The organism is Burkholderia sp. M6-3, assembly GCF_050858985.1.
In the GTDB taxonomy this organism is placed as follows: Bacteria; Pseudomonadota; Gammaproteobacteria; order Burkholderiales; family Burkholderiaceae; genus Paraburkholderia; species Paraburkholderia caledonica.
In genome coordinates this window covers 3,274,571-3,300,068 of record NZ_CP110090.1, presented here as the reverse complement: position 1 = coordinate 3,300,068, position 25,498 = coordinate 3,274,571, and the positions used below count along the sequence as shown (strand labels likewise).

At 62.2% G+C, this 25,498-nt stretch carries 23 protein-coding genes and 1 tRNA gene; 8 read left to right on the top strand and 16 right to left on the bottom strand.

Going from position 1 to position 25,498, the window contains the following annotated elements:
* Positions 1 to 7 precede the first annotated feature (7 nt).
* The 3 genes from OH764_RS14310 to glpD all read right to left on the bottom strand — a co-directional run bounded on the left by OH764_RS14310 (position 8) and on the right by glpD (position 4,139).
* On the bottom strand, positions 8 to 721 hold the full coding sequence (locus OH764_RS14310) for an MIP/aquaporin family protein (RefSeq protein ID WP_027778847.1): 714 nt from the start codon (positions 719 to 721) through the stop codon (positions 8 to 10).
* A 223-nt stretch (positions 722 to 944) separates the two neighbouring features.
* Positions 945 to 2,444, bottom strand: a complete 1,500-nt coding sequence (glpK, locus tag OH764_RS14305) for a glycerol kinase (RefSeq protein ID WP_498847237.1) — start codon at positions 2,442 to 2,444, stop codon at positions 945 to 947.
* 165 nt (positions 2,445 to 2,609) lie between these two features.
* Complete coding sequence (gene glpD, locus OH764_RS14300) at positions 2,610 to 4,139, bottom strand: glycerol-3-phosphate dehydrogenase (RefSeq protein WP_498847236.1); 1,530 nt, start codon at positions 4,137 to 4,139, stop codon at positions 2,610 to 2,612.
* Positions 4,140 to 4,338: 199 nt separating this feature from the next.
* Here glpD and OH764_RS14295 point away from each other — a divergent pair, with 199 nt between their 5' ends.
* Positions 4,339 to 4,713: a hypothetical protein gene (locus tag OH764_RS14295; RefSeq protein WP_027778850.1), complete on the top strand. Its 375-nt coding sequence runs from the start codon at positions 4,339 to 4,341 to the stop codon at positions 4,711 to 4,713.
* A 205-nt stretch (positions 4,714 to 4,918) separates the two neighbouring features.
* Here the strand turns inward: OH764_RS14295 and OH764_RS14290 are convergent, their stop codons facing one another.
* Both OH764_RS14290 and OH764_RS14285 read right to left on the bottom strand, forming a co-directional pair.
* Entirely contained in the window at positions 4,919 to 5,116 is a 198-nt protein-coding gene (locus OH764_RS14290; protein WP_006049938.1) for a hypothetical protein, read from the bottom strand.
* A 318-nt stretch (positions 5,117 to 5,434) separates the two neighbouring features.
* Complete coding sequence (locus OH764_RS14285; RefSeq protein WP_027804832.1) at positions 5,435 to 6,214, bottom strand: DeoR/GlpR family DNA-binding transcription regulator; 780 nt, start codon at positions 6,212 to 6,214, stop codon at positions 5,435 to 5,437.
* A 287-nt stretch (positions 6,215 to 6,501) separates the two neighbouring features.
* Between OH764_RS14285 and OH764_RS14280 the strand changes: the two genes are divergently transcribed.
* The 3 genes from OH764_RS14280 (at position 6,502) to OH764_RS14270 (ending at position 9,983) form a co-directional block, all read left to right on the top strand.
* Positions 6,502 to 8,139: a gamma-glutamyltransferase family protein gene (locus OH764_RS14280; RefSeq protein ID WP_498848829.1), complete on the top strand. Its 1,638-nt coding sequence runs from the start codon at positions 6,502 to 6,504 to the stop codon at positions 8,137 to 8,139.
* A gap of 385 nt (positions 8,140 to 8,524) precedes the next feature.
* A complete protein-coding gene (locus OH764_RS14275; RefSeq protein WP_498847235.1) occupies positions 8,525 to 9,352 on the top strand; it encodes a ferritin-like domain-containing protein in 828 nt (275 codons plus the stop codon).
* Positions 9,353 to 9,461: 109 nt separating this feature from the next.
* Positions 9,462 to 9,983: a hypothetical protein gene (locus OH764_RS14270; RefSeq protein WP_498847234.1), complete on the top strand. Its 522-nt coding sequence runs from the start codon at positions 9,462 to 9,464 to the stop codon at positions 9,981 to 9,983.
* Positions 9,984 to 10,255: 272 nt separating this feature from the next.
* Here the strand turns inward: OH764_RS14270 and OH764_RS14265 are convergent, their stop codons facing one another.
* From OH764_RS14265 to OH764_RS14250, 4 genes are all read right to left on the bottom strand, one after another.
* Complete coding sequence (locus tag OH764_RS14265; RefSeq protein ID WP_498847233.1) at positions 10,256 to 11,785, bottom strand: DEAD/DEAH box helicase; 1,530 nt, start codon at positions 11,783 to 11,785, stop codon at positions 10,256 to 10,258.
* A gap of 217 nt (positions 11,786 to 12,002) precedes the next feature.
* A complete protein-coding gene (trhA, locus tag OH764_RS14260) occupies positions 12,003 to 12,623 on the bottom strand; it encodes a PAQR family membrane homeostasis protein TrhA (protein WP_020069265.1) in 621 nt (206 codons plus the stop codon).
* A gap of 126 nt (positions 12,624 to 12,749) precedes the next feature.
* Positions 12,750 to 14,048, bottom strand: a complete 1,299-nt coding sequence (locus OH764_RS14255) for a c-type cytochrome (protein WP_131320061.1) — start codon at positions 14,046 to 14,048, stop codon at positions 12,750 to 12,752.
* A gap of 21 nt (positions 14,049 to 14,069) precedes the next feature.
* Entirely contained in the window at positions 14,070 to 14,801 is a 732-nt protein-coding gene (locus OH764_RS14250; RefSeq protein ID WP_033379637.1) for a c-type cytochrome, read from the bottom strand.
* Positions 14,802 to 15,188: 387 nt separating this feature from the next.
* Between OH764_RS14250 and copC the strand changes: the two genes are divergently transcribed.
* Entirely contained in the window at positions 15,189 to 15,566 is a 378-nt protein-coding gene (gene copC / locus OH764_RS14245; RefSeq protein ID WP_498847232.1) for a copper resistance CopC family protein, read from the top strand.
* Positions 15,563 to 16,492, top strand: coding sequence for a CopD family protein (locus OH764_RS14240; RefSeq protein ID WP_498847231.1), 930 nt, complete (start codon positions 15,563 to 15,565; stop codon positions 16,490 to 16,492). The genes copC and OH764_RS14240 overlap by 4 nt, the downstream gene beginning before the upstream one ends.
* Positions 16,493 to 16,649: 157 nt before the next feature.
* On the opposite strand, the gene OH764_RS14235 is transcribed toward OH764_RS14240, so the two are convergent.
* Together OH764_RS14235 and dgoD are read right to left on the bottom strand one after the other, a co-directional pair.
* Complete coding sequence (locus OH764_RS14235) at positions 16,650 to 16,952, bottom strand: hypothetical protein (protein WP_498847230.1); 303 nt, start codon at positions 16,950 to 16,952, stop codon at positions 16,650 to 16,652.
* Between the two features lie 198 nt (positions 16,953 to 17,150).
* Complete coding sequence (dgoD, locus tag OH764_RS14230; RefSeq protein WP_015003685.1) at positions 17,151 to 18,299, bottom strand: galactonate dehydratase; 1,149 nt, start codon at positions 18,297 to 18,299, stop codon at positions 17,151 to 17,153.
* A 124-nt stretch (positions 18,300 to 18,423) separates the two neighbouring features.
* Between dgoD and OH764_RS14225 the strand changes: the two genes are divergently transcribed.
* Positions 18,424 to 19,101, top strand: coding sequence for a FadR/GntR family transcriptional regulator (locus tag OH764_RS14225; RefSeq protein WP_498848828.1), 678 nt, complete (start codon positions 18,424 to 18,426; stop codon positions 19,099 to 19,101).
* A gap of 287 nt (positions 19,102 to 19,388) precedes the next feature.
* On the opposite strand, the gene OH764_RS14220 is transcribed toward OH764_RS14225, so the two are convergent.
* From OH764_RS14220 to OH764_RS14200, 5 genes are all read right to left on the bottom strand, one after another.
* Entirely contained in the window at positions 19,389 to 19,727 is a 339-nt protein-coding gene (locus OH764_RS14220) for a hypothetical protein (RefSeq protein ID WP_498847229.1), read from the bottom strand.
* Between the two features lie 78 nt (positions 19,728 to 19,805).
* A tRNA-Met gene (locus OH764_RS14215) sits at positions 19,806 to 19,882 on the bottom strand.
* A gap of 85 nt (positions 19,883 to 19,967) precedes the next feature.
* Complete coding sequence (locus tag OH764_RS14210) at positions 19,968 to 21,626, bottom strand: MFS transporter (protein ID WP_498847228.1); 1,659 nt, start codon at positions 21,624 to 21,626, stop codon at positions 19,968 to 19,970.
* Positions 21,627 to 21,845: 219 nt separating this feature from the next.
* Positions 21,846 to 23,393, bottom strand: a complete 1,548-nt coding sequence (locus OH764_RS14205) for a sensor histidine kinase (RefSeq protein ID WP_498847227.1) — start codon at positions 23,391 to 23,393, stop codon at positions 21,846 to 21,848.
* Between the two features lie 9 nt (positions 23,394 to 23,402).
* Positions 23,403 to 24,182: a response regulator gene (locus OH764_RS14200; RefSeq protein WP_498847226.1), complete on the bottom strand. Its 780-nt coding sequence runs from the start codon at positions 24,180 to 24,182 to the stop codon at positions 23,403 to 23,405.
* Positions 24,183 to 24,418: 236 nt separating this feature from the next.
* Here OH764_RS14200 and recA point away from each other — a divergent pair, with 236 nt between their 5' ends.
* Complete coding sequence (gene recA / locus OH764_RS14195) at positions 24,419 to 25,495, top strand: recombinase RecA (RefSeq protein ID WP_020069253.1); 1,077 nt, start codon at positions 24,419 to 24,421, stop codon at positions 25,493 to 25,495.
* Positions 25,496 to 25,498: the final 3 nt, after the last annotated feature.

Sequence of the window (25,498 nt, the reverse complement as noted above, 5' to 3'; positions counted from 1 at the left end):
GGCGAGATCAGCGCGTATGCAGATACAGATAAAGAGCCGCCGCCACCGCGCCGCCGACGAGCGGCCCGCACACCGGAATCCATGCATAGCGCCAGTCGCTGTCGCGCTTGCCGGGAATCGGGAGCAGCGCATGCATCAGACGCGGCGACAGATCCCGCGCCGGACTCATCGCGTAACCGGTCGGGCCACCGAGCGAGATGCCGATGCCGAGCACGAGCAGGCCGACTGGCAGCGCGTCGAGCGCACCGAGACCGACCTGCGGCGAGGCGAGATACAGCACGCCGAGAATCAGCACGAAGGTCGCGATCATCTCGGTCAACAGGTTGTGAGGCACGCTGCGAATCGCCGGCGCGGTGCAGAACACGCCGAGCTTGACGTCGGCGTCGCCTTCTTTCGCAAAGTGCTGGCGATACGCGACCCACACGAGCAACGCGCCGGCCATCCCGCCCAGCATTTGCGCCGCGATATAGCCGGGGACCTTGGCCCACGCAAACTTGCCAGCGAGCGCGAGACTGACCGTCACGACCGGATTCAGGTGCGCACCGCTGTACGATGCAGTGACGTAGACCGCGATGAAAACGGCCATTGCCCAGCCCATCACGATCACGATCAGATCGGCGCCCTTGCCTTTGGTGCGCGCGAGCAGCACGTTGGCGACAGCACCGTCGCCGAGCAGCACGACGAGTGCCGTGCCAATGAATTCCGCAATGTATGGTGACATTGTTGGGTATCCGAAATATTGTTGTTGGGAAAACCGCTGGACGGGCAGCCTGGTCGCGTTTCGTGGCCTGGTGCTTGCCGCCTCGTCGTTGGTTTTTTTTGATTCGTTGCGGTTGTGTCGCGATCGGATCGCGCTTTCATCGCGCTGCGGTCGCGGCCGCATTCATCCTGGTTGGACTTGCCTCATGGCGAACGCTTCGCCGCGCCCATCGCGACCACTGCTCTCAAGGTGTGTCGGCCCATGCTTTGGCCGCGCGAATCGCGCGCTTCCAGCCGTCGAGACATTCCTCGACATCCGCTTGGTCGAGCGCGGGCGTGAAGCGGCGGTCGAGCTTCCACTGGCTTTGCAGTTCGTCCACATCTTTCCAGTAGCCGACTGCGAGGCCCGCCAGATACGCCGCGCCCAACGCAGTGGTTTCCGACACTTTGGGGCGAACCGCATCCACGCCGAGGATGTCGGCCTGGAACTGCATCAACAGGTTGTTCGCGCAGGCGCCGCCGTCCACACGCAATTCGCCGATGCGAATGCCGGAGTCGGCTTCCATCGCCTTCAGAACGTCGAGTGACTGATACGCAATCGAATCGAGCGCGGCGCGAGCGATATGCGCCGACGTCGTGCCGCGCGTCACGCCGAACAGCGTGCCGCGGGCGCGCGCATTCCAGTGCGGCGCGCCGAGCCCGGCGAACGCGGGCACCAGATAGACGCCGTCGCAATGCGGCACGCCGCGCGCCAACGTTTCGATCTCAGCCGCGTTTTTGATGATGCCCAGACCGTCGCGCAGCCATTGCACGACCGCGCCGCCGATGAAGATGCTGCCTTCGAGCGCGTAGTTGATCTGATCGCCGATCTGCCACGCAATCGTGGTGACGAGATTGTTCTTCGATTCAATCGGCTTGTCGCCGGTGTTCATCACCAGGAAGCAGCCGGTGCCGTAGGTGTTCTTCACCATGCCGGATTCGGTGCACATCTGGCCGAAGAGCGCGGCGTGCTGGTCGCCGGCAATGCCCGCGAGCGGAATCTTCGAGGCGAATACGGTGGTCTTGGTAGGCCCATACACTTCGGACGAAGGACGCACTTCAGGCAGCATGCTGCGCGGAATGTCGAGTGCGTCGAGCAGTTCGTCGTCCCACTTCAGTGTGTGGATGTTGAACAGCATGGTGCGCGACGCGTTGGTCACGTCGGTCACATGCAGGCCGCCCTTGGTGAAATTCCACACGAGCCAACTGTCGACGGTGCCGAACGCGAGGCGGCCTTGCTTCGCTTTTTCGCGTGCACCTTCCACGTTGTCGAGAATCCAGCGGATTTTGGTCGCCGAGAAATACGAGTCGATCGGCAAGCCGGTTTTCGCGCGAACTTTGGCTTCGAGGCCTTGCTCCTTGAGCTGATCGCAGAAGTCGGCGGTGCGGCGGTCCTGCCACACGATCGCGTTGTAGATCGGATGGCCGGTCTCGCGGTCCCAGACGATCGTGGTTTCGCGCTGATTCGTAATGCCGATGGCGGCGATCGACGTGCCGTTCATCCCGGCGCGCGTCACGGCTTCGGCAGCGACGCCCGCCTGCGTCGACCAGATTTCCTGCGGGTTGTGCTCGACCCAGCCCGGACGCGGATAGATCTGCTCAAACTCCTTCTGTGCCGTCGACACGACGTTGCCGAGGCGGTCGAACAGCATCGCGCGTGAACTGGTGGTGCCCTGGTCAAGCGCGAGGATGTACTGATCCTGCATTGTCTCTTCTCCATGCGTTTTATGAATCGCCGTAACAGCTTACCGGCGACGGGAACGGCTTGTCGTTCCAAGCGGCCGCGACCGCTCGGGTCGGTGCAGCCGGCTCGATGCAGCCGAGGGGTGAAACGTTTTTTTTACGCTGCGAGCGCGCGGACTTTCACCCGGTCAGGCGCTCTGTCGCTCGGGTTGGCGAGCGAACCATGCGTCGATGTCGCGTGTAATCGAGTCGAGCGTGCCCGGCTCGACGTGAAGGCCGAGCTTCGAGCGGCGCCATAGCACGTCGTGCGCGCTGCGTGCCCATTCGGTGTCGCGCAGATAAGTCAGCTCGGCCTCGTAGAGACCAGGCGCGAACGCCTGGCCGAGACCGGCCAGCGAGCGCGCGTCGCCGATCACGTTCTTCACTCGCGTGCCATAGGCACGGGCCAGACGATGCGCGAGGTCGGGCGGCAACCACGCGTGCTGCTGCTTCAATCCAGCGAGAAAGCGCTCGAAGTTTGCCTGCGGAATATCGCCGCCCGGCAACGGTGCGCCGGCCGTCCACGAAGGCGCGTCGCTGCCGAGAGCAGGCGCAAGCTTGTCGACGGCTTCTTCCGCGAGCTTGCGAAAGGTCGTGATCTTGCCGCCGAACACGGACAGCAGCGGCGCTTCGCCCGCCGGCGCGTCGAGTTCGAGCGAATAGTCGCGCGTCACCGCCGACGGATTGTCCGCGCCTTCTTCCTCAAGCAGCGGCCGCACACCCGAGTAGGTCCAGCGCACGTCGGCCGGGGAGATCTTCTGCTTGAAGTAGCGATTGATCGAGTCGCACAGGTACTGCGTTTCGTCGGCGCTGATTGCCACTTTCGCGGGGTCGCCGCGATATTCGAGATCGGTTGTGCCGATCAGCGTGTAGTCGTGCTCGTACGGAATCGCGAAGATGATCCGCTTGTCCGGATTCTGGAAGATGTACGCGTGGTCGTGTTCGAACAGGCGCCGCGTGACGATGTGGCTGCCCTTGACCAGTCGAACGCTGTGCGACGCCGCGCGGCCGAGCGCGCCCTGGAGCAGTTCGCCGACCCACGGGCCAGCGGCGTTCGCGATCGACGCGGCCCGTACGTCGAAGATCGTGCCGTCCGCGCGTTTGAGTTGCGCGCGCCATTCGCCGCCTGCGCGCACGGCGCTCAGCAGCCTGGTGCGCGTGAGAATCTTCGCGCCGTGCTCGGCGGCGTCGAGCGCATTCAACACGACGAGGCGAGCGTCGTTGACCCAGCCGTCGGAGTACACGAAGCCGCGCTTGATCGATTCGACGAGCGGCGCGCCGGCCGGATGATTGCGCATCACGATGCCGCGCGAGCCGGGCAGCAGTTCGCGCCGGGCGAGATGATCGTAAAGGAAAAGACCGGCGCGAATCAGCCAGGCGGGACGCAGATCGGGCATGTGCGGCATCACGAAGCGCAGCGGCCACATGATGTGCGGCGCGGCGCGCAGCAACGTCTCACGCTCCTGCAACGCTTTGCGCACCAGTCCGAATTCGCGGTATTCCAGATAGCGCAAACCGCCGTGGACCAGTTTGGTACTCGCCGAGGACGTGTGCGCTGCCAGGTCGTCCTGCTCGCACAGAAGCACGGACAGGCCTCGGCCCGCCGCGTCGCGTGCGATGCCTGCGCCGTTGATCCCGCCGCCCACGACGAGCAAATCGTATCTCGTGCCTTGCGTCACCTGCTGCGTCTCCTGACTTATCCGAAAGTTTTGTCCGAACCCTATCGAACCGATAGTGTTCGTTTTCGAACTTTAATGAACATATTCGAAAAAGTAAAGTTCGCGCATTTGACGTGCGCCTCTATCGAAAGGCTAAGGCAGTGGCGCAACCTGCGGCCACGGACGATACTCTTGGCAGTAGCCATTCCAGGGTGATTTCATGCGTGTACTTTTCATGGTGGGCGCTGCAGCGCTTCTCGCAGGGTGCGTTGCTTCGCCGAGCTTGAGCGGAACGATGGGCGCGCCGTCGTTCGCGTCGTTGCAGCAGATGTGCAGCGCCCAGACGGTCGATTACGGCAACGACGCCCAAGGCGTGTATGCGACGTTGTTCGACGCTTACGTGGCGAACCGGCGCGGGCGGTTGTCGAAGGAAGATTACTGCGCGTTCCAGACGGAAATCGCGCAGCGCTACACGAGCCAGGGGGCGAGTACCGACCCGCAGATTCGCAATCAGTGGGTTGCGTTCTTCACGGAGCAGCGCGCACGAGCAATCAGCTGGCGCGCCGCAGTGGATCCGACGTTGCGCAGCGGTTGAGGTTTGTCGTTAGGTAGCGGCGGCTGGGCGGTCAACCGGTCATCGGTGGCGCGGCCGTAATGAAAGTGGGCGCCGTTGCGGGCGCCCACGTCGACACAAACAGAATGGACCAGGCCGGCTCGATGGTTGGCCGTGCGCGTGCGGCTGAACTGGCAGCCCCACCGGCCGTGAACCGGCAATCAGCCCGACGATGCGCGGGTTGTTATCAGGAAAGGCGTTTGATTGCTCGGAGTGCGCTATCGCCGGATTCCGTTACACGCCATTGTTCATTGCCCGAGGCGAGACGCTCCAGTTGCACAAGCTGGCGTTCGAGGAGGGCGTCGAGTTCTTCTCGCTCCATGTCCACCTGATTGGGAGCGTCCTTGACGAGCAACAACGTGGCGAATTCGTGCGGACTCAGCATCGTTTCTCTCCATGTCAAGCAAACGCGGACAGCCTCGACGGCGACTGGCATGCATGGCGACAGCCATGGCCGGGTGGTCCGCAAAAAGATGGGGCGGGAGGTGCAGCTACGACAGGTTTACTTAGCACCGGCGACACGCGGGCACGCAATGAACGCCGGGGAACTGGAGTGTAGTCAAGCAAACGTTAAACACCAAACTGGCCCCTGCAAATTTTCCCTTTGACAAGCGCCCCCCGCAGAGGCGGTTATTCGCCGCGGCCAAATCCTTGATTTCACTTGAAGTTTTGCGTGCGCTGCAACATGTCCGCAACTGCCTGGTCAACTGGCCACGTACACCTGGCAATTGGCGGCGGTGAGCGTCTCCGCCATGTCAGGCGGCGGGGCGGCGTCGGTGAACAGGGCGTCGATCTGGTCGAGATGTCCTTGACGAACCAGCGCAGGGCGGCCGAATTTCGAACTGTCGGCGGCGAGAAAAACGGTGCGTGCGTGGTGAATGATGGCTTCGGCCACGCGCACTTCGCGCGTATCGAAATCGCGCAGGGTTCCGTCGGGTTCAATGCTCGAGGTACCGATGATCGCGAAATCCACCTTGAACTGGCGGATGAAGTCGATGGCGAGTTCGCCCACGATGCCTTTGTCCCACGGCCGCACGATGCCACCCGTCACCAGCACCTCGCAGTCGGGATAGCCACTCATCATGCTCGCGACATTCAGATTGTTGGTAATCACGCGCAATCCGCGATGCCGGTTGAGCGCGCGCGCGACTTCCTCGGTGGTGGTCCCGAGGTTGATGAAGAGCGACGCCTGGTCGGGAATATGAGTGGCCACTAGCGCCGCGATGCGCCTTTTTTCGTCGTGGAACATGCGCTGCCGCGCCGTGTACGAGACGTTCTCGGAACTGGTCGGCAGGCTCGCGCCGCCGTGATAACGACGCAGCAGATTCATGTCGGCGAGCCAGTTGACGTCGCGGCGGATCGTCTGCGGTGTCACGTCGAAGTGTGCTGCGAGGTCGTCCACGGTCACGAAGCCGTCACGTTGCACCCACTCCAGCAGTTCCTGTTGCCGGGCATTGAGAGTGAGGCGGGGGTCTCGGGTCATGGGTCTCGGTGATGAGTTGTTATCGGCCTGCCGCAGTCGGCGTGGGCGGGATGCGTATGCGAGTGTGCGTGTATTGTAAGACCATCGCGCGGGTCGTCTGCCAGGTCGTGCGACATGCATAAGCCTGCGCGCGCCGCACAGAGGCGCATTTATCCATGCGATAAATGAATTTGCGTTTTGCGGCCGCTCGCGCTGCAATCGAAGATTTTCTGTTCCGTCCGCGTTTCACCTTTCCTATTGTGTCCGGCGGCTGGCGTCGCCTGACCGTGCTTTCTAGAGCGTTCGACATGACTGGCTTCAACTGGCAGAACCCTTACCCGACTCCGCGCTTGCCCGTGTTCGCGCGCAACATCGTTTCGACGTCGCATCCGCTCGCCGCCCAGGCGGGTCTGCGCATGCTGTGGAAAGGCGGCAACGCGGTCGACGCTGCAATCGCCGCCGCGGCCGCGATCACGGTCGTCGAACCGGTCTCCTGCGGTCTTGGCGGCGACGCGTTCGCGCTCGTGTGGGACGGCCGCAAGCTGCACGGCCTGAATGCATCGGGCGTGGCGCCGGCGGCGTGGAGCGTCGACTACTTCAAGCGCAAATACGGCGAGGAAGACGGCCTCGCGATTCAACCTAAGCGCGGCTGGGATGCAGTCACCGTTCCTGGCGTCATTGCGGGCTGGGAAGCGCTGCACGAGAAATTCGGCTCTCTGCCGTTCGCGGATCTGATGGAGCCGGCCATCGAAATTGCCGAGCGCGGTCACGCGGTGGCCAGCATCGTCGCTCATAAGTGGGCCGCGGCGGTTCCGGAATTGAAGGACCAACCTGGGTTCGCGTCCACCTTCATGCCCCGCGGCCGCGCGCCCGAAGTGAGCGAACTCGTGCGTTTTCCCGGCCACGGCAAGACGCTGCGCAAGCTCGCGGAGCAAGGCCCGCGCGCGTACTACGAAGGCGAGATTGCCGAGCGAATCGCCGCGTTCTCGCGTGAATGCGGCGGCGCGCTGACCGTCGACGATTTGCGCAACTATCGCGCGGATTGGGTCGAGCCGATCGGCAAGGACTATCGCGGGTACACCGTGCACGAGATTCCGCCGAACGGGCAGGGCATCGCGGCGCTCATCGCACTTGGCATCCTCGAACAGTTCGACGTGAAGGAATTGACGGTCGACAACGTGGAGTCGCAGCACCTCCAGATCGAGGCAATGAAACTCGCGTTTGCCGACGTCTATCGCTACGTTGCCGATCCGCGTTCTATGGAAGTTACACCGGAGCAGATGCTCGACGACACATACCTTGCGTCGCGCGCGAAGCTGATCGATCAGAAGCGCGCGACACAATTCGATTTCGGCATGCCGAAGGCAGGCGGCACCATCTACATGTCGGTGGCGGACGAGCGCGGCATGATGGTCAGCTTCATTCAGTCGAACTACATGGGCTTCGGATCGGGGATCGTGGTGCCCGATACCGGCATCTCCATGCAGAATCGCGGCTGCGGTTTCTCGATGGATCCGAAGTCGCCCAATGTGGTGGAAGGCGGCAAGCGTCCGTTCCACACGATCATCCCGGCGTTCCTCACGCAGCAGGTGAACGGGCAGCAGGAGGCGGTCATGAGCTTCGGCGTGATGGGCGGCGACATGCAGCCCCAGGGGCATTTGCAATCTGTCGTGCGCATGCTCGACTACGGTCAGCAGCCTCAGGCGGCATGCGACGCACCGCGCTGGAAGGTCAACCGCGACTTCACGATCGACATTGAATCGACGCTCGACGCAAAGACGGCAGCAGGGTTGCAGAAGCTCGGCCACACGATCAAATCCGTCGACGATCCTTACATGGATTTTGGTTCCGGCCAGTACATCTGGAAGCTCGATCGCAATGATCCGGAGCGTGGTTACGTGGCCGCCAGCGACAGCCGCCGCGACGGTTTGGCCGCCGGCTTCTGACGCCCGTCGGCGCCTTTTTCAGCGGGGCGCGAGAGGTAGCTGGAAAGGTGACTCGAAGTATCCGTGCGTCGTAGTTTTCGAGTCGCGGTTTGTCGCGTTTCGCGAAGCAAAGCCAGCTCGTTGAGCTGGCTTTTTCGTGCGCCGTGCAATCGTGCTTGCCTCACCGAAACTTTCGTCTATCGTGAAATTGGAACCCTGGCCAATCGGTAGGGTCTGTGCTGGGTTGTCTGCAGACTTGCGAAACTGCGGCTAAGATGCAGACACAAGGGGTTAACTCTAATTCACGGCGCTGTATCCGACACGGCGAACCGCAACGCGAGGTAGCGCGATAGCAGCGGTTCCAAGCATGCTCCACGAGTCGATACAGCTTTCGGAGCAAGACACGATGCACACAGAGCTGAACCATGTCATGCCCTGGCGGATCGAGGACATAGACCTCACGCGTATTGATCGCCAGAAAGCGGTCGCGAACGAAGACCTGTTATTGCTGCTGTGCGCCGCTTCATTTATTGAAAGCGGCACCGATCTTTACACCAGTAATCTGAGCAAGTTTTTCGACGGCGATCCGGAAGTTTCCGCGTGGCTCAACAACGAGTGGGAGCCCGAGGAAATGCAACACGGCCGCGCACTCAAAACGTATATCGCTTACGTGTGGCCAGAATACGATTGGGACACGGCGTTCCGTAATTTCATGGAAGAATATTCGCTAACGTGTTCAGTGGAAGATTTCGAAAAAACCCGCGCACTTGAAATGGTGGCGCGGTGCGTCGTCGAAACAGGTACGGCCACTTTGTATCGCGCGATTGGCGAGTGTTCGGATGAACCGGTGCTCAAGGAGATTACCGACAACATTCGTACCGACGAGGTCCGTCATTACAAACACTTTTTCAAGTACTTCAAGAAGTACAACAAGATCGAGGGCAATGGCCGGCTTGCCGTTCTGGGCGCGTTAATGCGTCGTGTAATGGAGATCAAGAACGAAGACTCGGAAATCGCGTTGCGTCATGTGTTCGCGATTCGTTATCCGGAGCGCGTGCGCGACCAGGCTTACAACCGCGAGCGGGCCGCGCGGATTAATGCACTCGTGCGGCGTAATCTGTCCGCTGACATGTGCGTGAAAATGCTGCTCAAACCGCTCGATTTGCCGGCGAAGATTCAGCCCGGGGTGCATTACCCGCTCGCCAAGATCACACAGCATGTGTTTTTCCGTTAAACGGTAGAGCGTACGTCGGCAGTTCGCCGGCGTAGAAGATGGGCCGCCTATGCGGGCCATTTGTGTTTCAGGGCATCATGGAGGCTTGCCTCTTAACCGGACCCATGCGATGAGCGATTCCTCCTTGCCCCAGCGCCCGCTCGAACAGACTGCATTCGACGAATGGCCCGACGCGGTTCGCGCGCTATTCGACGGCTCGTCGCTCGCGAGCAAGACCGGTTTCACGGCCTCGCTGCTGACCGTCGACGCGAATCAGCATATCCGCACATCGCTGCTCGGCGCGGGCGAATTGTATGCGCCCGATTCGCGCACGCTTTGTATCGCGCTGTGGCCGCAAGCCCGGGCGGCGCGCGCAATCGCGCAAAGCGGGCGGGCGGCAGTGAGCTTCGTCCTGGAAGGGGCGTTTTATCAGGTGCAGTTGCTCGTCGCGCCCCTGCCGCCCGCCGATGGCGACGACAGTGGTCTCGTTTATATGAGCTGCACGATCGATTCAGGCGAAACGCAAAGCGTACGCTACGCGCGCCTGACAAGCGGCATTACGTTTGAACTGGAAGAAGGGGCGGAGAAGGTGCTCGACCGATGGGAGCGGCAGATCGAGCAGCTGAAACGGGCCGCGGCGGTGGGGGGCTGAGGTGAAGCTTGGCGCCGGTGCTGGGGCTGTGTTTGCTGGGTGGTGACCAGGAGGGCTTTGCGGCTTTGGGCGCCGCATAGCGCGTCTTGCGTGCAGCGACTGATGGCGAGGCTTGACGGTGTCGGAGCTTGTCGCCGGGCTGGGCGGCGGTAGTCAGCGGCCGACCTGGGAGCCGGCAACCTTCACTGCCAACCTCAGCCGACCCGAAGCCTCAGCCGACCGAAGTCTCAACTGCCCGAAGCTTTAACCGCCCAACGCCTCAACCTCCGACCTTAACGACCACGCTGCCCGCTGCGCGCCGGGTTGCCCCCGCGCGGCGAGTCGTTGCGCGACTTTGCGCCGCCGAGCAATGCACCGGGATTGCCGCTCTGCGGTTTGCGCGGCGCGTGCTGCGCGCCGCTACCTTCATGAGCAAGAGCGCGCGGACGGTCGTCCTGACGCTGACCGTCGCGGCGCGGCTGGCCACCGTTGCCGGCCGGCTTCGCGGCTTGCGGCTTCGGCTGCTGCTGGCCGTTCGCCGGGCGTTGCCCCGAGCGTTGCGCTGGTTTTGCCGCGCCGCCGTTGCCAGCCTTCGGCGCACCTTGACCTTGACGCGGCGAACGACCGCCGCCGCCACCGCCCTGGCCCCGACGCAAAATCGGTTCCGGCTTCGCGGTCGGGTCCGGTTCGAACCCGGCGATCACTTCCTGCGGCACCGGACGCTTGATCAGCTTCTCAATGTCCTTCAGCAATTGCAGTTCGTCGACGCACACCAGCGAAATTGCCTCGCCCGTCGCTCCCGCGCGACCCGTGCGGCCGATCCGGTGGACGTAATCTTCCGGCACGTTGGGCAGATCGAAGTTGACGACGTGCGGCAGCTGATCGATGTCGATACCGCGCGCGGCGATGTCGGTCGCGACCAGCACCTGCAGCGTGCCGTCCTTGAACTCGGCAAGCGCACGCGTACGAGCCGACTGGCTCTTGTTGCCGTGAATCGCCAACGCGCTGATGCCATCTTTGGTCAACTGTTCAGCAAGGCGATTGGCGCCGTGCTTGGTGCGCGTGAATACCAGTACTTGAAACCAGTTGTGCTGCTTGATCAGGTGCGTGAGCAACTCGCGCTTCTTGTCGCGATCCACCGGGTGAATCTTCTGCGCGACTGTTTCCGCCGTCGTGTTGCGGCGCGCGACTTCGATCAGCGCCGGCGAGTCGAGCAGATTGTCGGCGAGCGTTTTGATCTCGTCGGAGAAAGTGGCCGAGAAGAGCAGGTTCTGGCGCTTCGGCGGCAGCTTGGCCAGCACGCGTTTGATGTCGTGAATAAAGCCCATATCGAGCATCCGATCCGCCTCGTCGAGCACGAGAATCTCGAGATGCGACAGGTCGATGGTCTTCTGCTGCATATGGTCGAGCAATCGGCCAGGCGTTGCGACGACGATGTCCACGCCGCTTCTGAGCGCACCGATCTGCGGATTGATGCCGACGCCGCCAAACATTACCGTCGACTTCAGCTTCAGATACTTGCCGTAGGCGCGCACGCTTTCTTCGACCTGTGCAGCGAGTTCCCGCGTAGGCGTGAGGATCAGCGCGCGGACCGCACGCTTACCCGACGCGGATGCGTGCGGCGGCATGGAATTGAGACGTTGCAGGATTGGCAGCGTGAAACCGGCCGTCTTGCCGGTGCCGGTTTGCGCACCAGCGAGCAGATCGCCGCCGTTCAGCACAGCGGGAATCGCTTGCGTCTGGATGGGAGTCGGAGTGGTGTAGCCGAGTTCGTGTACAGCGCGGACCAGGGGTTCGGACAAGCCGAGGGAATCAAAAGACATAGAAACTCTTTGCAATGCAGTTTCGCGAGCGGCACACGTGGGCCCCCAGCGGGCACAAATGCGGCATGAACACGCCGCATGGCGTGATCGAGATCAAGGCCGAAGCCCAGTTCCGTTCGCAGAGAAATCGGCGGCACGCTCGGATGCGTGCCGAATGCTTCAACGCGCTATGCAGACACGTTGACTGGCCTTAAGTTGCATTTCGCCGCCGTGGACGTTACGCGACATAGCGCGCAACGCTGACGAATTGACACAGACTGCCCGCCAGTACGAACAGGTGCCAGATACCATGTCCGTGCCGGATGCGCTCGTCGTTGATGAAGAAGTAGATGCCGGCGCTGTAGATGACCCCGCCGGCCACGAGCCAGGCAGTGCCCGCAGCCGGTAATGCTTGAACCAGCGGGCGGACGGCCACGAGCGCGAGCCATCCCATCAGGACATACAGCACCATCGAAACGCTGCGGGTGCGTCGCCCGAGCGTCAGTTCCTGCACGATGCCGAGAGCAGCAAGCCCCCAGCTTACGCCGAATAGCGACCAGCCCCACGGCCCGCGCAACGTGACAAGCGTGAACGGAGTGTAGCTTCCGGCGATCAGCAGATAGATCGCCGAATGGTCGCATTTCTGCAGCACTGCCTTGATACGGGGACTGCGCACGCTGTGGTAAAGCGTCGAGATAGCATACAGCACGAACAGCATCGCACCGTACACGCTGAAGCTGACTACCTTGTATGCGTCGCCCTCTACCGCACCCATCGTCACGAGCGTAGCCAGCCCCGCCACCGACAGCACGGCGCCGACGAGGTGGGTAATGCTGTTGAAACGCTCACCGACATGCACGGGTCTTTCCTCCTGCACGGTTTCATCGAGGCATGTGTTGCCGAAGCCTCATGATACCGGTCCTCAAAAAACGAAGGGCGCGGCCGCGAATTTCGCAGGCCGCGCCCCCGGTGCATCGAACGCTGCTTAGTCGAGCGGCGCCGAACGCAGATCCGACACTTGCTGCGGCGACACGGCCGTGCCGTGGTTGCCCCACGACATACGGATATACGTGACGACAGCGGCTACTTCCTGATTCGACAGCGATTGCGCGAACGGCGGCATGCCATACGGATGCGGATTCGCGTCCGTGCTCGGAGGATAACCGCCGTTCAGCACCATGCGGATCGGGTTGACCGCCGACGGCATCTGGATCGACTGGTTGTTCGCGAGCGGCGGGAAGGCCGGCGGCTGGCCGAGGCCGTTGTCCGCGTGGCACTTCGCGCAGTTGTCAGCGTAGATCTTCTGACCTTGCTTCAACAGTTCGCCGCCGAACTTTTCGGACGTTTCCAGTTGCAGCGGTTCAGGTGCTTCGCTCTTCTGCGGAATCGTCTTCAGGTACGTGGCCATTGCGTTGATGTCCGCATCGGTCATGTACTGCAGGCTGTTGTGAACCACTTCCGCCATCGGGCCGAAGACCGCACCGCGGTTCGACACACCCGTTTTCAGCAGATCGGCGATGTCTTTCGTTTCCCAGTCGCCGAGACCCGCTTCCTTGTTCGACGTGAGCGACGGTGCGTACCAGTTCTGCAGCGGGATCAGGCCGCCAGCAAAAGCCGCCGAGCTGACCGGGCCGCCCATGGCGTTGATCGACGTGTGGCACATGCCGCAATGGCCGAGGCCTTCAATCAGATACGCGCCGCGGTTCCACTCGACCGACTTGGTCGGATCCGCCTTGTACTCGCCTTCACGGAAGAACAGCGTGCGCCAGCCGATCAGCATGTTGCGCTGGTTGAACGGGAACTTCAGTTCGTGCGGGCGGCTCGGGACGTTGACCGGCGTGACCGAGCGCAGATACGCATAGATCGCGTCCGAGTCGGCGCGCGTGACCTTCGTATAGCTCGTGAACGGGAAGCCCGGATAGAGCAGGCTGCCGTCTTTCGAGCGGCCGGTGTGCATGGCGCGGTAAAAGTCGTCCTGCGTCCACTTGCCGATACCGTACTGATCGTCAGGCGTGATGTTCGGCGTGAACATCGTGCCGAACGGCGTGGCCATGGGCAGGCCGCCGGCGAACTGCTTGCCGCCGCGGACCGTGTGGCAGGCGATACAGTCGCCGGCGCGGGCGAGGTATTCGCCCTTCTTCACGAGCGCAGCCTGGTCGGCGGGCGTTGCCGCCACAGCCGAGCCGTTATGCAGATTGTCGCCGCCCGACCACAGGACGGGAACGAGTGCAGCAGCCGCAACAACGACAACTGCCGAGAGGGCGAACAAAGACTTGCGTTTCATTTGAGTGTCTCTCCCGGTGCCTTATTGCGGTTCGCTGCCGCAGGCAAGCGGAGTCTTCATCGAGCGGGCCGGAGCCGGCACGGGGTTTTGTGGGGCCTGTTGCGTGGAAAGCCAGGCAGCGACCGCGTTCACGTCTTCGTCTGTGAGACGAGTGGCGATGGTGTGCATGCAATCCGGTGCGATTGCGTGGCGCGTGCCCGAACGCCATGCGCCGAGCTGCGCGCTGATGTAGTCGGAGTGCAGACCGACGAGACCCGGGATTGCCGGCTCCATACCGGTCAGACCCTTGCCGTGGCAGGCGGCGCAAGCCGGAATCTGCTTCGACGCGTCGCCGTTCAGCACGATCTGCTGGCCGCGAGCGAGCGTGGTCGACGACACCGTCGGCTTGGCCGGCTGTGGATAGGGCGGACGTTGTTTCGAGAAGTACGTGGCGATCTGATGCAGGTAGTCGTCGGAAAGATACGTGACGAGGTAATTCATGGGCGGGTACTTGCGGCGCCCTTCGCGGAAATTCTGCAACTGGTTGTACAGATAGTCGGCCGGCTTGCCCGCGAGACGCGGGAAGTAGTCGTTGTCAGTACCTTGACCGTGCGTGCCGTGGCAGGCCGTGCAACCTTGCACGCGCGCTTCCATAGTATCGGGGGCCTTCGGTTGAGTCTGCGCTTTCGCAGCGCTATAGACACCCGCGGAGCCGATCAGCAGAAGGGCAAGCAACGGGCGGAAAATGCGTCTTGAAGACACGCGTAACTCCATCAAAATCGGGGACCTGACCGAACTTCGAGCGGCTCGGTGTGAAGGGCAGCCGGCGCTGCGGCGACGCAGCATTCTATCATCGAAGGGTGATGATGACTATTTGCCACATTCGACAAGCTTGCGGCCGTCTCAGGCGTGCGACAGTTTGACGCGTATCGCCATACCGAACCGCCGCGACTTTCAGACTTCGCTGCGTCGTGCACGGTTGCAATCGCTGTACCCGGCAAACTTTTGTCCGCTCGATGTTGAACCGACCCGCGCGCGTGCCATCGAAGCGTACACTTCCGGGCGCCGAATCGCGGACGAGATCTGTCCGCGGCCAGGAACCCGGTTCAACCGGTCCGGCAGGCGCCCGCCGTTTTCCCGTTCATCCGCTATCGGCCTTACATGAAGCTAATCAATCTTTTCAGTCCGGCGTGGTTTTCGTCCGCGCTCGGCGCCGCGGCGCTCGTTATGACGTCCTCGGCATTCGCACATGCGCATCTCGTTTCCAGCGAACCCGCAGCCAACGCCGAAGTCGCGACACCTGCAGAGGTCACCCTGCACTTCAGCGAGCCGCTTGAGCCGGCCTTCAGCAAAATCGCGCTGAACGACGCGAACGGCAAGGCAGCCGCGCCCGCTGCGTCGCAAGTCGACAAGCACGACGCGCGTGTCATGCATCTGCCGCTGCCGCAGTTGGGCGCGGGACGCTACGCGGTGCACTGGACCGCCGTGGCAACCGACGGTCATCGCACGCAAGGCGACTTTGCGTTCATCGTCAAATGAGCATCGACGGATTGTGGATCGGGCAGGTCGCCATGGCCGCGCTCATGAATGTCGCGTTTGCGTTTGCCGTCGGTTCGGCATTGCTCGGCGCGTGGCTCGCGAACGACGCCAAGGCGAAGATCGCGCCAGGGCGTGCCGCCTGGTTGCGCGCGCAACGTTCAATGCTGACGGCGAGCGTCGTCCTGGTGCTCGCGGACCTCGGCTGGCTGTTGTATCAGGCGGCGTCGATGAGTGGCGTTGCGCTTCCCGCCGCATTTGCCTTCGTGCCGACGGTGCTCACCCAAACGCATGTCGGCTACGGCTGGAGCATTGCGTTCGCGGGCGCACTGGTGTTGCTGGGCACGGCAATGACGGCTCATAGCGGCATGCTGCGCAACGCGCTGCTGTGGCTCGCGGTGATCGCGATCGCCGCAGGCAAGGCGTCGCTTGGGCACGCGGTGGACGCGGGCCCGGCATCCGCGGCCATCGCAATGCAAACGCTTCACGTGCTCGTGACCAGCGTGTGGGCCGGCCTCGCAATTACAGCCGGCCTGGGAGTGCTGCCGGCGCTCGGCACGTCGACCGCTCGCGGCATATTGATCCGCACAGCGACGCAGGTGTCGAACGTGTCGGTGGTCGCGGTGGGATTCGTGCTGCTCTCCGGCATCTTTAACGCAGTGCGCGGCTCCGGTGGCTCATTCGAGGCGATCGGGTCGAGCACATGGGGCCACGTTTTGATCCTCAAGCTTTCGCTTGTCGCTCTCGCGCTCGTGCTCGGCGGCCTCAACCGCTTCCTTGCGCTTCCGCGTCTGCGCCGTACCGCATCGACGATGGACGCCCATACGTTCACCAACGTGCTTTATCTGGAAGCGCTTGCCATGATCGGCGTTCTCGTCGCTGCCGCAGCGCTGTCGCATAGCGTGCCGGCGTTCGCGGTGGTGAACTGAGTTCTAAAACGCGAGGGGACCGGCACCACCGCGCGGGCTGTATTGTCAGTAGGCGTCTCTGACTCCGCGTAAGAATGCGCCGCACGGTTTCAACGTGCGGCGCGATGACCAACTCGCGTCAACAATCGCGTGTCGAGCATTCGACCGATCAGCCAATTCATTCGAGACCCAGCCTGTGACCGAGAATCGGCGCACAAAATAGCGCGATTGCGCAGCCAGCTACTTTGCCTTCGAATTCGGCTGCTGCGGCATGTCCGCCGTAGACATGCATGAGCAGATCGAAAAGCTGGGGGATGCAGTACACGACGGCGGCGACGACAAACCATTTTTCGATCGCCGCGATGCGCCACCCGCGTTCGTATGCAATGGCCGCGCCTATCACGCGAAGCACCCCGAACAGCACCAGCGCGCCGACGGCTGCCTGCTCGCGCAGCAGATAATCCGGAATGAATTCGCCCATGAGACTCCCCGATGCATTCGTTGTTTGGACGCATTTCAGCAAGGAGCAGGCCATGTATCTGTCTGATGCCGAACAAAGGGCAAGCAAGCCTATCGGGCAAGGCCAGAGGGGACGCAAGTCGCAGCGCTGTGATCCGTCACGGCGCACAAAAGAGGACGCCGCCCGCAGGCGGCGTCAGTCAGCAAGCGAGTGAAGCGATCACCACTCGGCGACGCTGCCGTCCGCGTGACGCCAGACCGGATTGCGCCAGCGATGGCCGACCTTCGCCATCTCGCGCACTTTCTCCTCGTTCACTTCGATTCCGAGGCCCGGGCCTTGCGGGATTGACACGAAGCCATCTTCATATTTGAAGACTTCCGGGTTTCTGATGTAGTCGAGCAGGTCATTGCCCTGGTTGTAGTGAATCCCGAGGCTTTGTTCCTGGATGAACGCGTTGTAGCTTACGGCATCGATCTGCAGGCAGGTTGCCAATGCAATCGGGCCGAGCGGGCAGTGCAGCGCGAGCGCGACGTCGTAGGCTTCGGCCATCGACGCGATTTTGCGGCACTCGGTGATCCCGCCCGCATGCGATGCGTCTGGCTGGATGATGTCGACATAGCCGCCGGACAGAATGTGCTTGAAGTCCCAGCGCGAATAGAGACGCTCGCCCAGTGCGATCGGCGTGTTCGTCTGATTGACGATGTCACGCAGCGCTTCTGCATTCTCCGAAAGCACTGGCTCTTCGATGAAAAGCAGCTTGTACGGGTCGAGTTCTTTCGCCAGCACCTTGGCCATGGGCTTATGCACGCGGCCATGAAAGTCCACGCCGATGCCGATGTCCGGCCCTACCGCCTCGCGCACCGCCGCGACGTTGTTGATGACGCCTTGCACCTTGTCGAAGGTGTCGATGATCTGCAGTTCTTCCGAGCCGTTCATCTTGACGGCCTTGAAGCCACGTTCGACCACGGCGCGCGCGTTGTTTGCGACGTCGCTCGGGCGGTCGCCGCCGATCCACGAATACACCTTGATGCGGTCACGCACCTGGCCGCCGAGCAGCGCGTGCACTGGCACGCCGTGATGCTTGCCCTTGATGTCCCACAGCGCCTGGTCGACGCCGGCAATCGCGCTCATCGTGATCGGACCGCCGCGATAGAACCCTGCGCGATACATGACCTGCCAGTGGTCTTCGATTAGAAGCGGGTCTTTGCCGATCAGATAATCCGACAACTCCTCAACCGCTGCCGCGACCGTATGCGCGCGGCCCTCGACTACCGGCTCGCCCCAGCCGACGATGCCTTCGTCGGTCTCGATCTTCAGGAAACACCAGCGCGGTGGAACGATGAAAGTTTCGAGCTTGGTGATTTTCATAGTGTGCGTCTCCGATCGCATGCCAAATATTCGAGGATCCCCATGCTACAACAAAAGGCCGCTACAGTACTATTAATAGTACTATTGGCCACATGTTGAGCGGCGACGCCGCAAGGAGGAACCTATTCAGCACGATCTGCATGGGCGCGTCGCCCACAGGCTGGCTACTGCGATTCTGCGCGGCGATTACGCGCCCGATTCGATTCTGCCGCGTGAGGCGGAGCTAATGGACGCGTTTGGCGTGAGCCGCACGGTGTTGCGCGAGGCGCTGCGCACGCTGACGTCGAAAGGGTTGATCGAATCGCGCCCGCGCGTTGGCACGCGGGTGCGGCCACGACACGCGTGGAATCTGCTCGATGTCGACGTGCTCGACTGGTATTCACGCGTCGCCGAGCCGATGCAGTTCGCGCTCAAGCTGCAGGAAATGCGGGAGATGATCGAGCCGTATGCCGCGGGTCTCGCGGCCGCTTCGCATTCCGACGAGACATTCGGCGCACTTGCGGCCGCTCACGCCGCGATGGCCGGTGCACGCAATGTCGATGAATGGGTGCGGGCCGATCTGCAATTTCACCTGAACGTGTTGATTGCGTGCAGCAACGAATTGCTGATACCGCTCGGCACGCTGATCGAGCGCACGCTCGAGGCGCAGCTTCGGCTGAATGCGAAACGCGCGGCCGTCTTCAACGCTTCACTCGCCGAACATACGGCGGTGTTCGAGGCGATTCGTGACCGCCACGCGGACGCGGCGCGCGACGCAATGGTGCGCCTGCTCAGCGTGACGCGGGCCCGCATCGAGGCGTGATCGGTTCATCGTCGCATGTGCCGTCGAAGCGTCTGGCGTCTTATGCGTCTGGCGGAGTGTCAGCAGTGACGGAATGACCGGCAGGTCGCGGCGATGTGCGTCAGCGTGAGGTCGTTTAGATAAGCGACCACTGACGCCAACTGTGTGGTTCATGCAGTTAAAGCTGGCATGCCGCAGTTCGAACCGCTGGCGAATTGTCGGCTGGGCCGGCGGGTTGAACGGCGTCGAAGTGACCGCCTGCTCTGCGTTTGAACGACGCAACTGGCGCGGCCGCTTCCGGTCGCATGCTATTTCGCCTCGGAGCCTGTAGCCGTGCCCGACGGCGGCGCAAGTTCATAGCAGCCCGGCGCGGTTTTGCCCGCTTCCGGCGCTTGTGGATCGATGCATTTGAAAGCGCTCTGATCGCGCTGCACGAATATCGTGTCGGCGGGGCCGCCGGCGCCGCGAGGCGTATTGACGACGGCGACGATCTTGTAGCCGTTTTGCAGGAGTGTCGACAACGTGGTCTGACTTGCGCGCCACTGATTGTCAGTCGGCGTTTGCGCCAGAACGGCAGTTGCGGAAGCGGCGCCGAGAAGCGCAATCGATGCGGCGGCCACGGCGCGCGCGGCGGTGCGAAACGTCATCAAGAAACCTCCTTGAAGTTGCGGGTGTAAAACAAAAAAGCCGCTGAACCTTGCGGATCAGCGGCTTTTTCTTGCAACTGGTGGCGAATCAGGGACTCGAACCCCGGACCTGCGGATTATGATTCCGTCGCTCTAACCAACTGAGCTAATTCGCCGAAAGAAGCGAGATTATGAGGATAGCGCCGAGGGCTGTCAACCCCCGGCGCCCAACTTTTTCAGTTGCCGCCTGAACAAGGCGCCTCAATCTTTTGCGTAGATGTCCGAGTCTTTGGTTTCACGAACGAACAGCATGCCGATCACGAAGGTGATGAGCGCGATCACGATTGGATACCACAGGCCCGAGTAGATATTGCCCTTCGCCGCGACGATCGCAAACGCCGTGGCCGGCAGGAAGCCGCCGAACCAGCCGTTGCCGATGTGATACGGCAGCGACATCGACGTATAGCGGATTCGAGTGGGGAACATCTCGACCAGCATCGCCGCGATCGGTCCGTAGACCATCGTCACGTAAATCACGAGGATCGTCAGAATCGCCACGCTCATCGGCCAGTTGATCTGCGAAGAATCGGCCTTCGGCGGATAACCGGCGGACTTCAGCGCCGTCGAAAGAGACTTGTCGAACACCTTGCCTTGATCTTTGGCGTCGGCGGCTTTGCCGTCATAGGTGGAGACCACCGTATCGCCGACCTTGATCTGCGCAAGGGTGCCCATCGGAGCCGCGACGTTTTCGTAGTTCAAGCCGGACTTCGAAAGCGCGCTCTTCGCGATGTCGCACGAACTCGTGAACTTCGACGTGCCGACCGGATTGAACTGGAACGAGCATTCGTCCGGGTTCGCGATCACGACGATCGGCGCCTTCGCCGTGGCCGTTTCAAGCGCCGGGTTGACATAGTGCGTCAGCGCCTTGAACAGCGGGAAGTACGTGAGTGCCGCGATCAGCAGGCCGGCCATGATGATCGGCTTGCGGCCGATCCGGTCCGACAGCGAGCCGAAGAACAGGAAGAAGGGCGTGCCGATCAGAAGCGCAATGGCGATCATGATGTTGGCCGTCGCGCCGTCCACCTTCAGTGTCTGCGTCAGAAAGAACAGCGTGTAGAACTGGCCCGTGTACCAGACCACGGCCTGGCCGGCGGTCAGGCCGATCAGCGCGAGAATCACGACCTTCAGATTCTTCCACTGGCCGAACGCCTCGGAAAGCGGCGCCTTGGACGTCTTGCCTTCGGACTTGATGCGCTCGAACACCGGCGATTCGTGCAACTGCAGGCGGATCCACACCGAAACGCCCAGCAGGAGGATCGACGCAATGAACGGAATCCGCCAGCCCCATGCGCCGAACGCGTCTTCGCCCATTGACGTGCGCACGCCGAGAATGACCAGCAGCGAGAGGAACAGGCCGAGCGTGGCAGTCGTCTGGATCCACGCGGTGTAGAAGCCGCGACGTCCCGGCGGCGCGTGTTCGGCCACATACGTCGCAGCACCGCCATATTCGCCGCCGAGTGCGAGGCCTTGCAGCATGCGCATCGCGATGAAAATCACCGGCGAAGCAATGCCGATCGCCGCATAGCCGGGCAGGAAGCCGACCAGGAAGGTCGACAGACCCATGATCACGATCGTGACGAGGAACGTGTACTTGCGGCCGACCATATCGCCGAGCCGCCCGAACACCACTGCGCCGAATGGCCGGACTGCGAAGCCCGCAGCGAAACTGAGCAGCGTGAAGATGAAGCCCGCAGTCGGATTGACGCCCGAGAAAAAGCTCTTGCTGATGAAGGCCGCGAGCGAACCGGCCAGATAGAAGTCGTACCACTCGAAAACCGTACCTAGCGACGACGCGAAGATCACCCGCTTCTCATCGCGCGTCATGGGCACGGGCGAAATGTGTCCGCCAACGGTAGCCATATGTCGTCTCCAAATATTGATATGCACGCGGTGCGCCGGCCCGCGGCGTTCCCGTGCAACCGATTATTGGAGTGAAAACTTACGGCCTTCTGACATGAACGGCTGCTGCCGCAGCTTTTGACGCGCCGGCGGAATGTCGTGAAAATTCGTCAATCAACCTGCAACGCCGCCTGGTTGCGCATGAACGCCGCCTATCTCGCCATTTGACACCCGTCGCGGTCAGTTCACGTTAGGGTAAGTCCTGCCCCGTTCCAGCACATGTAAACTGACGCGTACGAGCGTTCCCGCGAGCTGCGGAGAGTTCTGATAGACGTTGTCGTCGATAGTCAGCTCGCCGCCGTGCATCGTCGCAATCTCGCGAACGATCGCAAGCCCGAGGCCGCTACCGTCGCCCTCACGGCCGAGAATCCGGTAGAACCGCTCGACCACTCGCGAACGTTCGGCCACCGGAATGCCGAGGCCTGTATCTTCCACCTCCAGATGCACGAGCCGCGCGGCTTTCTCGTGCCGCACCCTGACCGTGATGCGGCCGCCCGCCGGCGTATAGCGAATGGCGTTGTCGATGAGATTCGACAACATTTCGCGCAGCATGACGGGATTGCCTTCGACTTCGACGGGCTCGTCCGGCGCTTCGTAGCCGAGGTCCATCTGTTTGGCGAACGCGGCCTGCACCCAGTCGCGCACGGCGTTGCGGGCCACTTCTGTCACTTCCACCGGCGTAAAAATCTGTCCGGACATGCGGTTTTCCGCGCGAGCAAGCGCCAGCAACTGCGTGACGAGGCGGGCCGCGTGTTCCGAACTCGTCGCAATCTGCTCGAGCGAGCGATGCACTTCCGCCGACGCGTCCTGCCGCAACGCCAGCTCCGCCTGGGTCCGCAGGCCGGCAAGCGGCGTTTTCATCTGATGCGCGGCGTCGGCGATAAAGCGCTTTTGCAATTCCATGTTCTGTTCGAGGCGCGTCAGCAGATCGTTGAACGACGTGACGAGCGGCTCGATTTCCGGAGGCGCGCGACGCGCTTCCAGCGGCGACAGGTCGTCAGGGCGCCGCGCGCGGATATGCGCCTGCAATGCGTGCAGCGGCGCGAGACCGCGTGACAGGCCGAACCACACGAGCAGGATGGCGAGCGGCAGGATCACGAACTGCGGCAGGATCACGCCTTTGATGATGTCGTTGGCAAGCTGACTGCGTTTGTCGAGCGTTTCCGCGACTTGCACCAGCACGGGCTCGGCGCCGGGCGTCTGCGGAAACTCGACCGTCGTATAAGCCACGCGGATGTCGTTGCCGCGCAGCATGTCGTCGCGAAATGCGACGAGCCCCGGTTGCGGCCGGTCTTCTTCGTGCGGTAGCGGCATGTCTCGCTCGCCCGCCACCAGTTCGCCTCGCGTGCCGAGCACCTGATAGAAAACACTGTCGACGTTGTCCGTGCGCAAAAAGTCGCGTGTGGAGTCGGGCAGCGTCAGTTCAGCCACGCCGTTGACCGGGTGGATCTGGCGCGCGAGCACATAGGCGTCGGTTTCGAGCGCGCGGTCGAACGGTCCGTTCGCGATCGATTTGGCAACGAGATAAGTCACCGCGAGACTCATCGGCCACAGCAGCAACAGCGGCGCGAGCATCCAGTCGAGAATTTCGCCGAAGAGCGAGCGCGGGCGGGCTGCGGCTGCGGCTTCGGTTTCGTCGGGCGGAGCGAACGGATTGGCGTAGCGCTCGTCGCGCGCCTCGTCGAGGTCCGCCGCGCGGGCCGTCGCGCGATCGGCGGGTGCGGACATGGGTGTGCTCTATTTGTAGTGGTGGCTTGCCGGCATCCCGTCTGACTGCGGCGACGAAGGCGGCTCGGGTTCGGGCTCGGCGGGCGTGGACGCGGCGGCGTTCGTATTGGGGTTTGCGGGCGCGACCGCCTTCTCGAGACAGTACCCGAGCCCGCGCACGGTAATGATGCGCACGCCGCTCGGCTCGATCTTTTTGCGCAGCCGGTGCACGTAAACCTCGATCGCGTTGTTGCTGACTTCCTCGCCCCATTCGCACAGATGATCGACGAGTTGCTCCTTCGAAACCAGACGCCCGATTCGCTGCAGCAGCACTTCGAGCAGTCCGAGTTCACGCGCCGAGAGCTCGATCACCTGCTCGTTGATATAGGCGATCCGGCCCACCTGGTCGAACGATAGTGAACCGTGCCGCACGACCGTCGGGCCGCCGCCCGCACCGCGCCGCGTCAGCGCGCGCACACGCGCTTCGAGTTCGTTGAGCGCGAATGGCTTGGCCATGTAGTCGTCGGCGCCGAGATCGAGGCCTTTGACGCGTTCGTCGACGCTGTCTGCAGCGGTCAGGATGAGTACGGGGAGATTGGAGTTGCGGGCGCGCAAGCGGCGCAGCACCTCGAGTCCGGACATGCGCGGCAGGCCGAGATCGAGAATCAGCAGGTCGAAACTTTGCATGGACAGCGCGGTGTCGGCCTCCACGCCGCTCTTCACGTGATCGACAGCATAGGCCGATTGGCGGAGTGATCGAACCAGACCGTCCGCGAGTATGCTGTCGTCTTCGGCAATCAGAATTCGCATGGTGCGCCAGCTCAAGGCTTGGCCGGCACCTCGGGTGTCCCCGCGGCGCACAGCGGTCTCCGAAAATTATTGTGGGTGATTTGGGCAGCGCGGCGGTAAACATGCGTGTTCGCATGAGAATCGCGCTTGCCAAAACCACTGTTTTTTTATACAGTGTCTGGGTTTCGTGTGCTGTCCTTCAAAAGGTGGGCCGCACATCTGCCTCAGACGCCGTTCATCATAGCAAAGGACGATTCATGGAAGAAAGCAAGAAAGGCTCGGCTGGACTGACTGCTGAAAAGAGCAAGGCACTCGCTGCCGCCCTCGCGCAGATCGAAAAGCAGTTCGGCAAAGGGTCGGTCATGCGGCTCGGCGCAGGTGAGGTAGTCGAAGACATCCAGGTCGTTTCAACGGGATCGCTCGGCCTCGACATCGCGCTTGGCGTCGGTGGTTTGCCGCGTGGTCGTGTGGTTGAAATTTACGGTCCGGAGTCGTCGGGTAAAACCACGTTGACGCTGCAAGTTATTGCTGAAATGCAAAAGCTGGGCGGCACGGCAGCGTTTATCGACGCCGAACACGCGCTGGACATCCAGTATGCGGGCAAGCTCGGCGTGAACGTGAACGACCTGCTGGTTTCGCAACCGGACACGGGTGAACAGGCGCTGGAAATTGCCGACGCACTGGTGCGTTCGGGCTCGATCGACATGATCGTGATCGACTCGGTCGCGGCGCTCGTGCCGAAGGCTGAAATCGAAGGCGAAATGGGCGATTCGCTGCCGGGTCTGCAAGCGCGTCTGATGTCGCAGGCGCTGCGCAAACTCACTGGCACGATCAAGCGCACGAATTGCCTCGTGATCTTCATCAACCAGATCCGCATGAAGATCGGCGTGATGTTCGGCAACCCGGAAACCACTACGGGTGGTAACGCGCTGAAGTTCTACGCGTCGGTGCGTCTGGATATTCGCCGCATCGGTTCGATCAAGAAGAACGACGAAGTGATCGGCAACGAAACGCGCGTGAAAGTGGTCAAGAACAAGGTGTCCCCACCGTTCCGCGAGGCGATTTTCGACATCCTGTACGGCGAGGGTATTTCGCGTCAGGGCGAAGTCATCGACTTGGGCGTGCAAGCCAAGATCGTCGACAAGGCCGGCGCGTGGTACAGCTATAACGGTGAGCGTATCGGCCAGGGTAAGGACAACGCGCGCGAATTCCTGCGCGAGAATCCGGACATCGCTCGTGAAATCGAAAACCGTATCCGCGAATCGCTGGGCGTGAATGCAATGGCTGAAGCGGTGACCGGCGCAGGCGCAGAAGTCGCGGGCGAAGAAGAGTAACCA